At 52.2% G+C, this 15,691-nt stretch carries 12 protein-coding genes; 9 read left to right on the top strand and 3 right to left on the bottom strand.

Annotated features, from left to right (window positions below; translation table 11 throughout):
* Positions 1-6: 6 nt before the first annotated feature.
* The gene (locus GBAG_RS10740) at positions 7-2,208 is read left to right on the top strand and encodes a TonB-dependent receptor (protein ID WP_034495837.1); all 2,202 of its coding nucleotides are present in this window, start codon (positions 7-9) and stop codon (positions 2,206-2,208) included.
* 128 nt (positions 2,209-2,336) lie between these two features.
* Positions 2,337-3,245 carry an SDR family oxidoreductase gene (locus GBAG_RS10735; protein WP_034495836.1) on the top strand — a complete coding sequence of 303 codons (909 nt, stop codon included), beginning with the start codon at positions 2,337-2,339 and terminating at the stop codon, positions 3,243-3,245.
* Between the two features lie 69 nt (positions 3,246-3,314).
* On the opposite strand, the gene GBAG_RS10730 is transcribed toward GBAG_RS10735, so the two are convergent.
* Positions 3,315-4,223 (bottom strand): DMT family transporter, encoded by a 909-nt coding sequence (locus GBAG_RS10730; protein ID WP_034495834.1) that lies wholly within the window; start codon positions 4,221-4,223, stop codon positions 3,315-3,317.
* A gap of 107 nt (positions 4,224-4,330) precedes the next feature.
* On the bottom strand, positions 4,331-5,950 hold the full coding sequence (locus GBAG_RS10725; protein ID WP_034495833.1) for a phosphoethanolamine transferase: 1,620 nt from the start codon (positions 5,948-5,950) through the stop codon (positions 4,331-4,333).
* Between the two features lie 320 nt (positions 5,951-6,270).
* On the opposite strand from GBAG_RS10725, the gene arnB reads away from it, so the two are divergent.
* The 7 genes from arnB to arnF all read left to right on the top strand — a co-directional run bounded on the left by arnB (position 6,271) and on the right by arnF (position 13,768).
* Positions 6,271-7,410: a UDP-4-amino-4-deoxy-L-arabinose aminotransferase gene (gene arnB, locus GBAG_RS10720; RefSeq protein ID WP_034495831.1), complete on the top strand. Its 1,140-nt coding sequence runs from the start codon at positions 6,271-6,273 to the stop codon at positions 7,408-7,410.
* Between the two features lies 1 nt (position 7,411).
* Positions 7,412-8,395, top strand: a complete 984-nt coding sequence (arnC, locus tag GBAG_RS10715; RefSeq protein ID WP_034495829.1) for an undecaprenyl-phosphate 4-deoxy-4-formamido-L-arabinose transferase — start codon at positions 7,412-7,414, stop codon at positions 8,393-8,395.
* The gene (gene arnA, locus GBAG_RS10710) at positions 8,392-10,374 is read left to right on the top strand and encodes a bifunctional UDP-4-amino-4-deoxy-L-arabinose formyltransferase/UDP-glucuronic acid oxidase ArnA (protein ID WP_034495827.1); all 1,983 of its coding nucleotides are present in this window, start codon (positions 8,392-8,394) and stop codon (positions 10,372-10,374) included. The genes arnC and arnA overlap by 4 nt, the downstream gene beginning before the upstream one ends.
* A complete protein-coding gene (gene arnD / locus GBAG_RS10705; RefSeq protein WP_034495826.1) occupies positions 10,371-11,273 on the top strand; it encodes a 4-deoxy-4-formamido-L-arabinose-phosphoundecaprenol deformylase in 903 nt (300 codons plus the stop codon). Before arnA ends, arnD begins: the two co-directional genes overlap by 4 nt.
* On the top strand, positions 11,273-12,934 hold the full coding sequence (gene arnT / locus GBAG_RS10700) for a lipid IV(A) 4-amino-4-deoxy-L-arabinosyltransferase (RefSeq protein ID WP_034495823.1): 1,662 nt from the start codon (positions 11,273-11,275) through the stop codon (positions 12,932-12,934). Before arnD ends, arnT begins: the two co-directional genes overlap by 1 nt.
* A 130-nt stretch (positions 12,935-13,064) precedes the next feature.
* Complete coding sequence (gene arnE / locus GBAG_RS10695) at positions 13,065-13,388, top strand: 4-amino-4-deoxy-L-arabinose-phosphoundecaprenol flippase subunit ArnE (RefSeq protein WP_034495821.1); 324 nt, start codon at positions 13,065-13,067, stop codon at positions 13,386-13,388.
* Complete coding sequence (arnF, locus tag GBAG_RS10690; protein WP_081908402.1) at positions 13,385-13,768, top strand: 4-amino-4-deoxy-L-arabinose-phosphoundecaprenol flippase subunit ArnF; 384 nt, start codon at positions 13,385-13,387, stop codon at positions 13,766-13,768. The genes arnE and arnF overlap by 4 nt, the downstream gene beginning before the upstream one ends.
* A gap of 123 nt (positions 13,769-13,891) precedes the next feature.
* Here the strand turns inward: arnF and GBAG_RS10685 are convergent, their stop codons facing one another.
* Positions 13,892-15,445, bottom strand: a complete 1,554-nt coding sequence (locus GBAG_RS10685; RefSeq protein WP_034495819.1) for a peptide MFS transporter — start codon at positions 15,443-15,445, stop codon at positions 13,892-13,894.
* Positions 15,446-15,691 lie beyond the last annotated feature (246 nt).

The raw sequence follows: 15,691 nt of genomic DNA, 5'->3' as shown, positions 1-15,691 counted from the left end.
AAAATTATGCACAACACCCTGGGCAAAACCCGTTTATTACGTAAATCTCTGATTGCGATGGCAATGGGAGCGGTCACTCAAACCACTCACGCAGCCAGCAACGACGCGTCCACACAGCAGAATCAAGAGGAGTCGATTGTCGTGCAGGGCAATGCCGATAGCGCATTTAAACCCGGCGGCAACGAACTGGTTCCGGCATACATGGACGGGCAAATCGCCCACGGCGGGCGTTTAGGCATGTTAGGCGAACAAAAAGCGATGGACGTGCCGTTCAACGTGATCGGCTATACCGCCAAACTGGTTCAGGACCAGCAGGCCAAAACCATTGGCGATGTTGTCAGCAATGATGCGGGCGTGCAGGCGGTGCAGGGTTACGGCAACTTCTCCGAAACCTACCGTATTCGTGGCTTCAAACTTGATGGCGACGATATGACGATGGGTGGCCTGTCGGGCGTGGTACCGCGCCAGGTGATGGACACTCAGATGCTCGAACGTGTCGAAGTCTTTAAAGGCGCGAATGCTTTACTCAATGGCGCGGCGGGCAGCGGCGTTGGCGGCATGATTAACCTCGAGCCAAAACGTGCCGAGGCGTTACCGACCACCCAGATTGGCGTCGATTACACATCAGATTCCCAGGTAGGCGGTTCGCTGGATGTCGGACGCCGTTTCGGCGATAACGACCAGTTTGGCGCGCGCGTGAATCTGGTGCATCGCGAAGGGGAAGCGGCGGTCGATGATGACAAACGCCGTACCACGCTTGCCTCCATTGGCCTCGATTATAAAACCGATCGCTCGCGTTCATCTCTGGATTTTGGCTATCAGAAGAAAACGTTCCATGGCGGCACCATGGGCATCAATATCAGCGGCGTTGATTTCATTCCTGACGTGCCGGGCAGCACCAAAAACTACAGCCAGAAATGGGGCTACAGCGATATCGAAAACGAATTCGGCATGGCGAAAACCGAGTTTGATTTGACCGATAGCTGGACGACCTACGCGGCATTAGGCGCACAACACGCTCACGAAACCGGCACTTATAGCGCCCCTAAAATGCTCAATGAAAACGGCGATGCCACCGTCGGCCGTCTGGATACCAATCGTATTATTGATGCCTTCAGCGGCATGGCGGGGGTGCGCGGTGATTTCGATACCGGCGCGATTTCTCATAAAGTGAACGTTGGCTATTCCGCGCAAATCAAACGCGACGCTACCGCGTGGCGCATGTCTGCCAAAAATCCAACCACCAATATTTATGATAATCACGCCGTGCCAGAACCGACGAATGCGTACTTTGGCGGCGACTATTTTGACCCGCTGACCACGGCGCGTAACCGCACGCAGGGCTGGCTGCTGAGTGACACGTTTGGCATCCTGGATGACAGCGTGCTGTTTACCGCCGCTGCCCGTCATCAAAAAGTGGTGGTGCGTAACTACAGCAACAAAACTGGCCTCGAAGACACTTCCTCGCGGTATACGCAAAGCCGCTGGATGCCGACCTTCGGGCTGGTGTACAAGCCATGGAATGAAATCTCTCTCTATGCGAACCATACCGAAGCCTTGCAGCCGGGAAGCAATGCGCCAAAAGGGGCGGCCAACTACGGGCAAAGCACCGGCATCGCGCACTCTAAACAAGATGAAGCCGGGGTGAAAATTGATTACGAGCGTGTCGGCGGTTCGCTTGCGCTTTTCGAAATCAAAAAACCCTCTGCCGTTTTGAATGCCAGTAACTATTACGCGCTCGACGGCGAGCAGCGCAACCGGGGTGTGGAGCTGAACGTGTTTGGCGAGCCAATGTTAGGCTTGCGCTTAAACGGCAGCACGATGTGGCTGGATCCGGAGCAGACCCACACCGCAGGCGGCAAAACTGACGGCAAAGACGCCATTGGTGTCTCCCGTTTCTACATGGTGGTGGGCGCGGAATACGACATCAAGCCGGTTAACGGACTGACGGCGACGGCGAAAGTGAACCATACCGGTTCGCAATATGCCGATGCGGCGAATACCAAAAAACTCGACAGTTACACCACGCTTGATCTCGGTGTCCGCTATCGTATGAACCTGAATGCCGATCGCAATGAAATGGTGGTGCGGGCGGGCGTTGATAACGTCACCAACGAGAAATACTGGTCTGGCGTAGAAGATTTAGGCACCTATATCTTCCAGGGCGAGCCGCGCACGCTGAAAGTGTCAATGACCTATGATTTCTGATTAGCGTGTTGTCGGGTGGCGCTGCGCTATCCGGCCTGGGAAGAATCTTGTTCTCAGCTTTAAGGCCACCTCGGTGGCCTTTTGTTCTATGCTTTCTGTTCTGCGAATGAAAATCACAGGAGCTGAATATGCAAAGCAAGAATGGGATCCCCGATTCACGCAATAGAACCCACTCCGATGCTTATCCATCGCCACCATTTGAACATCAGAAGCAGCCATTTCCGGGGCTTGCCAAAAACATGATCCCCGTCCCCGATCACGGTGAAACATCTTATAAAGGCAGCGACAGACTTATTGGGCGTAAGGCGTTAATTACCGGCGGAGATTCAGGAATAGGGCGGGCCGTGGCCATTGCCTTTGCTCGTGAAGGGGCCGATGTGGCGATTAATTATCTGCCCGAGGAAGAAGAAGATGCCGTTGAAGTGATTGCGCTGATTCGTGCCGAGGGATGTAAGGCCGTCGCCATTCCGGGCGATATCCGCAACGAAGCGTTTTGCCAGCAACTGGTGACGCAGGCCGCACAGGAACTGGGCGGATTAGATTTGCTGATTAACAACGCAGGGCGTCAACAGTTCTGCGAATCAATCAAAGACCTCACGACTGAAGCGTTTGATGCCACTTTCAAAACCAATGTGTACGCCATGTTCTGGATAACCAAAGCGGCGCTGAGCTATCTGCCACGGGGGGCGGCAATCATTAATACCGCGTCCGTGCAGGCTTATCTACCCAGTGATAATTTGCTTGATTACTCTCAGACCAAGGCCGCGATTGTGGCATTCACCAAATCTCTCGCGAAGCAGCTCGCACCCGAGGGGATCCGGGTCAATGCTGTCGCGCCAGGCCCGTACTGGACGGTTTTGCAATGCAGCGGCGGGCAGCCGCAGGAAAAAATTGAAAAGTTTGGCGCTTCCGCACCGCTTGGACGCCCAGGGCAACCGGCGGAAATTGCGTCACTGTACGTGACGTTTGCTTCGCCAGAGTCCAGCTTTACCTCAGGGCAGGTCTGGTGTTCAGACGGTGGGACAGGGACGCTGTAATGCACGAATGAGTAAAGCGTTAAATGTTTCGAGGCACCCCATGGGGTGCCTCTTTTATATGTGCGTTTTTTACGCCTGATGGGTGATGACGCGACGGCGTGAGTCCAGCGAAATCAGAATAACTGAAGATAAAATCATCAGGGTGCCCAGCCAGTCGGAAACCGTAAAGGTAATGCCCAGCAATAATAGCGAAAGGAACGTGCTGCTTAACGGTTCGGTGCAACTCAAAATACTGGCTTTTGGCCCGCAAATAAGCTGCGCACCTTTTAAATAGAGGCTGAAAGTGAGTGACGTTCCGATAACCACCAGATAGAAAAAGGCCAACAGCACATTTCCGGTTATCACAAAGTCGCCTCCCTGGCCGGCATAAAATGGCAGAAGCATCGCGCCGCCTATTAACATACTCCAGCCGACAATCGGCAGGGTGCCGTACCGGGCGATTAAACGCGAAGGCCAGGTGGTATAAAACGCGGCGGCGAAAGCCGAGGCAATCCCCCAGAATAATGCGCTACCGGAAATCGTGAGCGACGTCGGGTCGCCATGGGTCACTAATAAAAAGGTGCCTAACAACGAGGTGCCAATTGCCGCAAAAACCAATATGCCGGGGCGGGATTTACGCACCAGCGAGAACCAGGCCACGATAATGGTAGGGGATAAAAACTGGAGCACGGTGGCGGTGGCAGCGTTGAATTTTTCAATGGTCATCAGGAAGGTGAGTTGCACGGCCAGCGCACCCACAAGGGAGAATACCAGCAGGCTGATGGCATCCTGGCGGTTTTTGAAAATGCGGAAAATTGTCTCGCCCTGAATAAAGGACAGCGTCAGCAAAATTAACCCGGCAAACAACAGGCGCGTCATCGTTAAAAACTGCGATGACATCTGGCTCTGCTCCATAATGTATTGCGCGCAAACCCCAGAACTTCCCCACAAAATCGCTGCCGTTAAGACGTTCAGCGCACCTCTTTTACTCGAACCCACTTGATTTACCCATGCCATTTTTTGCCGAAATCATAGCATGAGTCATAAAAAAGCTTTTCAGTTATTGAGGTTGCCACCCAGAAATCAGGTGGCAATTAAACCAACAATTAACTGCGGCATCCGTGGAATATATCCATGTCGGGTTTATAAACGCTGGTGCTAATATCCCAAAGCCCCAGTACCGACGAGAACAAATTGTCGTGGGAATAAGCGTTCTTGAGCGCGTTATTTTGCAGGCACGTCATATTCATGTGTTTCTCGGCAATAAAGCCGGGTGACATCCACACTTGCATCGGAATATGCGTTTGTTCCTCAGGCGCAATTTTGTACGGGGTGCCGTGCAGGTATAACCCTTTTTCGCCTAATGATTCGCCGTGGTCGGAAACGTAAATCAGTACGGTGTTATAACGGTCACTGTATTGTTTGAGTTTTTCAATCATTTGCGCCATCACACGGTCGGTATTACGGATGGTGTTGTCGTAGGAATTGACGAGCTGTTCCTGGGTGCAGTTTTCAATATCGCTGCGAGCACATTCCGGCATGTAATGGCGTTGATCCGCAGGATAACGCTGGAAGTAGGTTGGGCCGTGGCTGCCAATTAAATGGAATGCCAACATTTTATCGCCTGACATTTTAGAAATATCCTGATCGATATTATCCAGCAGCACTTCGTCATAGCAGGTTTGCCCATCACAAAGTTTTGGGTCAGCGGTCGGCTTAATCTCGATAGTCGGGATGCGCGTGCAAGCGCCTTTACAACCGCCGTCATTGTCCTTCCAGAGCATTGAAACGCCCGTTTTGCGCACCACATCGAGAAGACCTTCGCTGTTGGCGGCTCTTTTGTGGGAGTACTCGGTGCGATTCATATCAGAGAACATACACGGCACAGAGACTGCGGTGGCGGTGCCACAAGAATGTACATTGGCAAAGGAAATAACGCCGCCAATCTGGCGGGTCCAGGCGTTGGTGTCGCGTGAATAGCCATTCATTGAGAAGTTTTTGCTGCGCGCCGTTTCCCCAATCACCAGGAACATCAGCGTCGGTTTATCTGCACTGGCTACACGTTTGGCGTCATCACCCAGCGTCTGGAACGGTTCTTTGGTCGTAAAGTACGTGTCTTTCACATAGCCAAAGGTGCTGTAAACGTAGTTGGTCGGGATGATTTCTTTGTTTAACGTGGAGTTATTACGACCCACGGAAGCGTAATCCTGGTAATAGATTGCGGCCACACCGGCGATAAGCGCCAGTGACGCCACCATCGACAGCGCGCGCCAGGCAACACCTTTATACCATTTCGATGGGTACTCGATTTTTATTAAAAACAGCAAGACAGCCGGAAGAACCCCCGTCAGTAACAACCACAAAATGATCGAGCCGTTCAGGTAGGAATGGGCTTCTTGCGGGTTGGTTTCAACGATGTTCTGGATCATGGATTGATCAAACATCACTTTATACTTAAGCGTCGAATAACTGACCATCGACCCGGTAATCAGCAGCAACGCAAAGAACGGTTTGAGCAGATAACGGACAGAGAAGGGCATAAAGACGAAGTTGAGCGCGGCCACGAGGACAAACGGGATGGAGATAACAAAGCCGGCTTTATCATGCTCAAGATGCGACAAAATATCGTAAAAATGCAGCAACACGGGCCAGTTGAGTAGGAAGGCAAAAACCATCGCCAACAGCAAAACCAGTGGGATAACTTTCATCCTGAAAAGTACAGGCATTTACATCTCCAACGATATTGTTTTTTTAGCTAAAAAAAGGGATTAACAAATTTGCAAACAAGTTTTTGACGTGACTATTTACGCCTGCAAATTACGAAAGGGATTATTTACCCTGAACCTTAATTTAACCTTAATGTTGCCCTTCTAAATTTTCACTGTGATTCCGTCCATCTTAATATTGAGCTAAGGAATCTCTGCCAGGATGGTTTTGTTTTAATCCGGTTTAATTTGGAGCGCAGTAACGCAATCATGTTGTGCTTTCATTTAATTAACCCGGCTCATGATTTAAAAAGCAACTTAGATAATTACAGGGATATCCAATGAGTGAATTTCTGCCTTTCTCACGTCCTGCGATGGGACCAGAAGAAATCAACGCAGTGAGTGAAGTTTTGCAGTCTGGTTGGATAACAACTGGCCCTAAAAATCAGGCACTTGAACAGGCATTTTGCGAGTTAACCGGCAATAAGCATGCGATTGCGGTGAGCTCTGCAACGGCGGGTATGCATGTCGCATTGATGGCGCTGGGCATTGGGGCGGGCGATGAAGTGATCACGCCGTCGCTGACCTGGGTTTCCACCCTGAATATGATTGTATTACTCGGTGGCGAACCGGTGATGATTGATGTTGACCGCGATACGTTGATGGTCACGGCGCAGGCGATTGAAGCCGCGATTACTCCCCGCACCCGCGCCATTATCCCGGTTCATTACGCCGGAGCGCCGGTGGATATTGACGCCATCCGTGCGGTGGGCGAACGCCACGGGATCCCTGTGATTGAGGATGCTGCGCACGCGGCGGGAACTCACTACAAAGGCAAACATGTTGGCGACAAAGGAACGGCGATTTTCTCCTTCCACGCCATCAAAAACATGACCTGCGCCGAAGGCGGGTTGATTGTTACCGATGATGAGCAATTGGCGAATAGAATGCGCAGCCTGAAGTTCCACGGCCTGGGCGTTGATGCGTTCGACCGCCAGACGCTGGGGCGTGCACCGCAGGCGGAAGTTATCTCGCCGGGCTATAAATACAACCTCGCGGATATTAATGCAGCCATTGCGCTGGTGCAGTTAAAAAAACTCGAGCAAAACAACGCGCGCCGCACTGAAATAGCTGAGCGTTATTTAAGCGAATTAGTGAATATGCCTTATTTACCGCTTATTCAACCAGGTTGGGCACATAAACATGCCTGGCATCTTTTTATTCTGCGCATAGATGAAACTCGCTGTGGAATTTGCCGTAATGAATTCATGGATGCTTTAAAAGCAAAAGGAATTGGCACCGGGCTGCATTTCAGAGCCGCGCATACACAAAAATATTACCGCGAGCGTTATTCCATTCTTTCGTTGCCCGACACCGAATGGAATAGCGAACGTATTTGTTCCATTCCGTTATTCCCAACGATGACCGATGACGATGTGACTCGCGTAATTACCGCCTTACGTGAAGTAGCAGGAAAATAATATGACCAAACCAGAAGTAATCCACAAAGTTACTGTCGTGATCCCGGTTTATAACGAACAGGAAAGTTTGCCTGAACTGATCAGGCGAACCACGGCTGCCTGCGAAACCCTGGGTAAAGATTACGAAATTCTGCTGGTGGATGACGGCAGCACGGATAACTCGGCAGAAATGTTAAGCGATGCTGCCGAAGCACCCGGCAGCCATATCGTCGCGGTTTTGCTCAACCGAAATTACGGCCAGCACAACGCCATTATGGCCGGTTTTAGCCATGTCACCGGGGATTTGATTGTCACCCTTGATGCGGATCTGCAAAACCCGCCGGAAGAGATCCCGCGCCTGGTCGCCAAAGCCGATGAAGGGTATGACGTGGTCGGTACCGTGCGCCAGAACCGCCAGGATACCTGGTTTCGCAAGCGCGCATCGCGTGTGATTAACCGCCTGATTCAGAGTACCACCGGTAAAGCGATGGGCGATTATGGCTGCATGTTGCGTGCTTACCGCCGCCACATTATCGACGCCATGCTGCATTGCCACGAACGCAGCACCTTTATTCCCATTCTCGCCAATACCTTTGCGCGTAAAGCGGTTGAGATCCCTGTGCATCACGCCGAGCGTGAATTTGGTGAATCGAAATACAGCTTTATGCGCCTGATTAATTTGATGTACGACCTGGTCACCTGCCTGACCACCACGCCGCTGCGCATGCTCAGCGTGTTCGGCAGCATTATTGCAGTGTTGGGTTTTGCGCTTTCGGTATTGCTGGTGGTGTTACGTCTTGCCTTCGGGCCGCAATGGGCGGCGGAAGGGGTCTTCATGCTGTTTGCGGTGCTGTTTATGTTTATCGGTGCGCAGTTTGTCGGCATGGGCCTGTTAGGGGAATACATCGGCCGAATATATACCGATGTCCGTGCACGCCCCCGTTACTTTATTCAGCGCGTCGTTAGCCGCAGCTCAGTTTCAACTTCAGAGGAAAATCAGCAATGAAAGCTGTCGTATTTGCTTATCACGATATGGGGTGCGCCGGTGTTAATGCCCTGGTTGCCGCCGGTTATGACATCACGGCGATTTATACCCATCCAGACTCGCCTGCTGAAAATCACTTCTTTGGCTCGGTGGCGCGAACGGCAGCGGAACACGGTATTCCGGTTTACGCACCTGACGATGTGAATCACCCGCTGTGGGTGGATCGCATCAAGTCGGCGCAGCCGGATGTGATTTTCTCTTTCTATTACCGCAACTTGCTCAACGATGAAATTTTAAATAGCGCCTCCGTTGGCGCATTTAACCTGCACGGCTCATTGTTACCTGCGTACCGTGGCCGCGCGCCGTTGAACTGGGCGTTAGTCAATGGTGAAACTGAAACAGGCGTCACGCTGCATCGTATGGTCAAACGCGCTGATGCGGGTGCCATTGTGGCGCAGCATCCCGTGGCGATTGCCGCGACGGACACGGCGTTAACGCTGCACCATAAATTGACGGAGGCGGCGTCTGACCTGTTGGACGATATGCTGCCGGTTATCAAAACCGGGCATTTCCCGCAGGTTGAACAAGACCACAGCAAAGCGACGGTTTTTGGCCGCCGCACGCCACAGGACGGCTGCATTAACTGGCAATCGACCGCTCGCGAAATCAATAACCTGGTACGTGCGGTGACGGATCCATGGCCGGGTGCTTTTGGCTATGTGGGCGGCAGCAAGTTTATCGTGTGGAAATCGCGCGTGCTGGAAGGTTTGCAGGCAGCGAAAGCAGGAACGGTTTTGTCCATCAACCCGCTGGTGATTGCCACCGGCGGCGGGGCGCTGGAAATCGTGACCGGGCAAACTGAAAACGGCGTCTACATGCAGGGCTCGCAACTGGCTCAAAGTCTCGGTTTAGTCGCCGGGGCATTGCTTTGCAGCAAGCCGGTGTCGGCGATTAAACGCCGCACGCGCGTGTTGATTCTTGGGGTGAACGGTTTTATCGGCAACCACCTGACCGAGCGTCTGTTGCAGGACGATAACTTTGAAGTGTATGGCCTGGATATTGGCTCTGATGCTATTAGCCGCTTCCTCGGCAATGAGCGTTTCCACTTTGTGGAAGGTGACATCAGTATTCATTCCGAGTGGATTGAATATCACATTAAAAAATGTGATGTGGTTCTGCCGCTGGTGGCGATTGCCACGCCGATTGAATACACCCGTAACCCATTGCGCGTATTTGAGCTGGATTTTGAAGAGAACCTGAAAATTATTCGTGACTGTGTGAAATACCAGAAGCGCATTATTTTCCCGTCCACTTCAGAAGTGTATGGCATGTGCAGCGACAAAATGTTTGATGAAGATAACTCGAACCTGATTGTTGGCCCGATTAACAAACAGCGCTGGATTTACTCGGTATCCAAGCAATTGCTCGACCGCGTGATCTGGGCTTATGGCGAGAAAGAAGGTTTACGTTTCACGCTGTTCCGCCCGTTTAACTGGATGGGGCCGCGCCTGGATAACCTGAATGCCGCCCGTATCGGCAGCTCGCGCGCGATTACTCAATTGATCCTTAACCTGGTGGAAGGCTCGCCGATTAAGCTGATTGATGGCGGGCGTCAAAAACGTTGTTTCACCGATATTAGCGACGGTATCGAAGCGCTGTTCCGCATTATCGAGAACAAAGACAATAACTGCGACGGGCAAATTATTAATATCGGCAACCCCGATAACGAAGCGAGTATTAAAGAATTGGCTGAAATGCTGCTGGTGAGTTTTGAAAAACATCCGCTGCGTAACCATTTCCCGCCGTTTGCCGGTTTCCGCGAAGTGGAAAGCAGCACCTATTATGGTAAAGGTTATCAGGACGTGGAGCACCGCAAGCCGAGCATTCGTAATGCGCATCGCTTACTGAACTGGACGCCAACGGTCGAGATGGAAAAAACCGTTGACGAGACCCTGGATTTCTTCCTTAAAACAGTTGAACTGACGGAACCTCAGGCATGAGAAAAGTTGGCCTGCGCATTGATGTAGATACATGGCGGGGCACCCAACAAGGGGTTCCTCATCTTCTCGAAATCTTAAGTTTGCACGGTATTCAGGCCACATTTTTCTTCAGTGTTGGGCCGGATAACATGGGCCGCCATTTGTGGCGACTGGTGAAACCGCAATTCCTGTGGAAGATGCTGCGTTCCAAAGCGGCATCGCTCTACGGTTGGGATATTTTATTGGCAGGAACCGCATGGCCGGGCCGGAAAATCGGCGAAGGCAATGCGGAGATCATTTCCGCTGCGGCGGATCATCATGAAGTCGGCCTGCACGCGTGGGATCACTTCGCCTGGCAAACCTGGGCGGGAGTCTGGGACAACAACCATCTCGAGAAGCAAATTCGTCTTGGGAGGGAGGCGTTGAGCCAGATTATCGAACAACCGGTGACTTGTTCAGCAGTTGCGGGCTGGCGAGCCGATCAGCGTGTGGTACGGGCAAAAGAGTCTTTCGGTTTTAGCTATAACAGCGATTGCCGTGGCACTACGCCGTTTCGTCCGCTGTTACCCGATGGCAGCACCGGGACGGTACAAATTCCGGTGACGCTCCCCACCTGGGATGAAGTGATGGGTAAAGGCATCAGTCGCGAAGGGTATAACCGTTTTATTCTTGACCGCATCAAACAAGACGCCGGGACGCCGGTGTACACCATCCACGCTGAGGTGGAAGGGATCGTGATGCAAAACGATTTTAACGAATTGCTGACCATGGCGGCGCTTGAAGGGATTGAATTTTGCCCATTGAGCGAGCTGTTACCGCAAGATTTAACCTCACTGCCGTTGGGTAAAATCGTACGTGGTGTTATCCCCGGCCGAGAAGGATGGCTGGGGTGCCAGCAAATTGTTTTGGGTATGAACTGATGAAGTCAGCAAAACCTGTATTTATCCTGGCGGTGTTTTTTGCTCTGTTTTACCTGTTACCCATCGAGTTCCGCGCCCTCTGGCAACCGGATGAAACGCGTTATGCGGAAATCAGTCGCGAAATGCTGGCGGCGGGTAACTGGATAGTCCCGCATTTTCTGGATGTGCGTTATTTCGAAAAACCGGTCGCCGGGTACTGGATCAATAACCTCAGCCAGATTTTCTTCGGCCATACCAACTTTGCGGTGCGGTTTGGTTCGGTGTTTTCGATAACGCTCAGCGCGTTGTTGGTCTCCTGGCTGGCGTTTCGCTTGTGGCTTGATACACGTGTCGCGGTGCTCTCAGGTGTGATTTTCCTGACCTGCCTGCTGGTTTACGGGGTAGGGACTTACGCCGTTCTCGACCCGATGATCACCCTGTGGCTGGTGGCGGCCATGTGCAGCTTCTGGCTGGCGGCCAATGCACAAACCACGGCGGGCAAGTTGGGCGGTTACCTGCTGCTGGGTGTTGCTTGCGGCATGGGCGTCATGACCAAAGGTTTTCTGGCGCTGGCGGTGCCGGTGCTGGGTGTGTTGCCGTGGGTAATTGCGCAAAAACGCTGGAAAGAAGTGTTGTTGTTTGGGCCGCTGGCCATCATCAGCGCCACGCTGATAACGTTGCCGTGGGCGCTGGCTATCGCTAAAGCGGAGCCGACTTTCTGGCACTACTTCTTTTGGGTGGAGCATATTCAGCGTTTTGCTGAAAAAGATGCCCAGCATAAAGCCTCATTCTGGTATTACATTCCCTTCCTGATTGCCGGATGTTTGCCGTGGGTGGCGTTATTACCGGGCGCTTTAAAACGCAGTTGGCAGGCGCGCAAATTTGAAAGCGGCTCGCTCTATTTGCTGGGCTGGGTCGTGATGCCTTTACTGTTTTTCAGTATCGCAAAAGGCAAATTACCGACCTACATTCTGCCGTGTTTTGCCCCGCTGGCGATTCTTTTGGCCCGTCATGCCACGCAATTACTGGCGACATCACACACGCTGAAAATTAACGGTTGGATTAACGTCATTTTTGGCACCCTATGTAGCCTCGTTGTACTGGTGGTGTTGGCTCCGTGGGGTGTGGCAAAACATCCCGTGTATGCCAGCCAGGAAGTGTTGAAAGTGGTTCAGGCTACAGTGGCGTTTGCGGTGTGGGCGCTGGTGGGGTTCATCACCACGCGCGATAACGCCCGGCTCTGGCAGTGGGCGGCAATTTGCCCGCTGGGTATTGCGTTGTTAGTCGGCGGTGTTATTCCCGCTAAGGTTATCGACTCCAAGCACCCGCAGGCATTTATCAATGTGGTACGCCCGCAACTGGAGAGCAGCCGCTATATTCTTGCCGACAGTGTAGGCGTTGGCGCGGGTGTTGCCTGGGAGTTAAAGCGCGATGATATTACGCTTTATGCCAAACCCGGCGAGCTGGATTACGGCCTGAAGAATTTCGCTGATGCGAAAGATAACTTTGTCTCGCGTGAAGATTTTGCGCACTGGCTCGCGGTTCACCGCAAAGAAGGCAATGTGTCGCTGCTGATGCTGATGTCCAAAGACACATTGCCTGAAGACCATGATGTCCCCACGCCGGATAACCTTTATCGCAAAGGGCGCTTTGTGCTCTTCTTCTACGAAAAAACGCCATGAGTTATCTGCTAATCGTATTGGCCAGTTTTTGTAGGGTGGATAAGCGCAAGCGTCATCCACCATTTCCACCGGTTGTGTCGGAGGGCGCTAACGCTTATCCGACCTACGAAAAAGGTTTGTCATCAGTCTCATGAGTTATCTGCTAATCGTATTGGCCAGTTTATTGAGTTGTGGCGGCCAGCTTTGCCAGAAGCAGGCCACCTGGCGGCCTGGTCGTCGTCACTTGCTCTGCTGGCTGGCATTGAGCGTTTTACTGCTCGGCTGCGCGATGTTGCTGTGGTTGTTAGTGTTACAACGCATTCCTGTCAGCGTGGCTTACCCGATGTTAAGCCTGAATTTTATCTTTATTACCTTTGCTGCACGTTTCATCTGGCATGAGCCTGTTTCACTGCGCCACTGGCTCGGTGTGGTGCTGATTATTGCGGGTATTTCTATTCTCGGGGGTGCCGCCTGATGGGCTACTTCTGGGCATTGGTGAGCGTGCTGTTAGTCAGTTGTGCGCAGCTGATCATGAAATGGGCGATGGTGGAACTGCCTTTGGTTAACCAGCCGCATGAGCTAGTCACAGCCGTTTTGTCGCTCACCCCGGGTGCCGTGGCGTTGTTAACAGGATTGTGCGCTTACGCCTGTTCGATGGGATGCTGGTTTTTGGCGCTGCGCAAAATTGCGCTGAGTAAAGCCTATCCGTTACTGAGTTTAAGCTACGTTATTGTGTGGGCTGCCGCTATCTGGCTGCCGTGGCTGCATGAAGGTTTTAGCGTCGGGAAATTGGCCGGAGTGGGGGTGATTTTTATTGGCTTGCTGTTGGTGTGTATTCCCGACAGGAAACGTTAAATTTATCGCTATCCACCACACTCCCGTCATTGAGAGCAGCAGGGTTAAAGATAAACGCAGAGGCCGGTCGAAAGACCGGCCTCTGCGTATGGGCAAACTTAATCACCCAGCCTGGGAGTTTAATCAGGCACTGGTGGCGGGTTTCTGCTCTGCTTTAACCTGAGCGTTTGCCAGCATTCTGCGCACCGGAATAATCAAAATGAACAGCACCGCGGCGCAAATCAGAAGCGCAATGGAACAACGTGCGAACAGGTTCGGCAGCATATCCAACTGGTCGGCTTTAACGTGCCCGCCAATCAGACCCGCAGCCAGGTTGCCCAGCGCACTGGCGCAGAACCAAAGCCCCATCATCTGGCCACGCATTCTTTCCGGTGCCAGCAGCGTCATGGTTGCCAGGCCAATCGGGCTGAGGCACAACTCGCCCAGTGTCAGCATTAAAATGCTTCCCACCAGCCACAAAGGTGATACACCTGCGCCGCCGTTATTGAGCACGTCTTGCGCGGCCAACATCATGATGCCGAAGCCTGCTGCCGCGCACAGAATACCGATAACAAATTTGGTGATGCTACCCGGGCGCACGTTGTTGCGTGCCAGCGCGGGCCATGCCCAGCTAAACACCGGTGCCAGTATAATGATAAACAACGCGTTGATTGACTGGAACCACACGGCGGGTATTTCAAAGTCGCCAATCATGCGGTTGGTATAGTCATTTGCGAAGAGGTTAAACGAAGTCGGTTTTTGCTCAAACGCTGACCAGAAGAAGGCAGCGGAAACCAGCAAAATAAAGCAAACCAGCAGTCGGGCACGCTCTTTTCTGTTCAGGCCTGCAAAGACGAAAAGATAGATAAAGTAGAGCGCAACCGAAGCGGCAATCACGTACACCAGCATGCTGGCAACCGCGACAGGGTTAATCACGATAACACCCTGTGCAATCAGCGTAACGAGAATCGCCACACCTACCGCCAGCACCAGCAACCAGGCTCCGACACCGTTTTTCTTCGCCACCGGATTGTTCCAGGTTGAGTCCAGACCCACTTCGCTGTCGTAACGTTTCATCGCCGGAACGGCATACAGGCGGAAAATAATCAGCGCCACCAACATACCGATACCGCCAATACCAAAGCCCCAATGCCAGCCGTGCGTTTTTATCAGCCAGCCGGAAATCAGCGGGGCGATAAACGAACCCATGTTAATACCCATGTAAAACAGTGAAAAACCACCGTCACGACGCGCATCGCCTTTTTTATACAGCGTGCCCACCATCACTGAGATACAGGTCTTAAACAGGCCAGAACCCAGCACGATAAACATCAGGCCGATGAAGAACAGGTTGTTGCCCATAAATGCAGACAAGGCTATCGACAAATGTCCGATGGCGATGAGAATCGAGCCATACCAGACGGCTCTTTGCTGCCCAAGCCAGTTATCCGCAAGCCACCCACCCGGCAATGCGGCGAGGTACATGCAACCGGCAAAGATGCCGACGATGGCCGAGGCGTTTTCGCGTGCCAGCCCCATGCCTCCGTCATAAACCGTTGCCGCCATAAACAAAATCAGTAACGGGCGGATGCCGTAAAACGAAAAGCGTTCCCACATTTCTGTGAAGAATAATGAGCCTAGCGGATAAGGATGGCCGAAAAACGTTCGGCTCTCGTTTTGGTTTGCAGAGGAATGCATAAAATCTCCAGAAAAGGTCTGTAATACGTACTTGTGAAGACCGAAATGGCGACGGCTATCTGGCAGGCCGCTCTTTAACATTTCATCAACAATATTGGGTCACCGGATACTAGTGTTGTCTGGTGCGAAGTGCAGGACTTTAAGATGAAAAGTCGACAATTGTCTACTTTTACAGATTTTCTGGCGTTACGAAGCGCACAACAATTGACATTAATGCGACGAGATCATCTTAGTGCGGAAGATGTC

The sequence above is a fragment of the Buttiauxella agrestis ATCC 33320 genome (assembly GCF_000735355.1).
GTDB classification, from domain to species: domain Bacteria; phylum Pseudomonadota; class Gammaproteobacteria; order Enterobacterales; family Enterobacteriaceae; genus Buttiauxella; species Buttiauxella agrestis.
The sequence above is the reverse complement of the archived record's forward strand: the minus strand, read 5'-3'. Positions and strand labels throughout refer to the sequence as shown.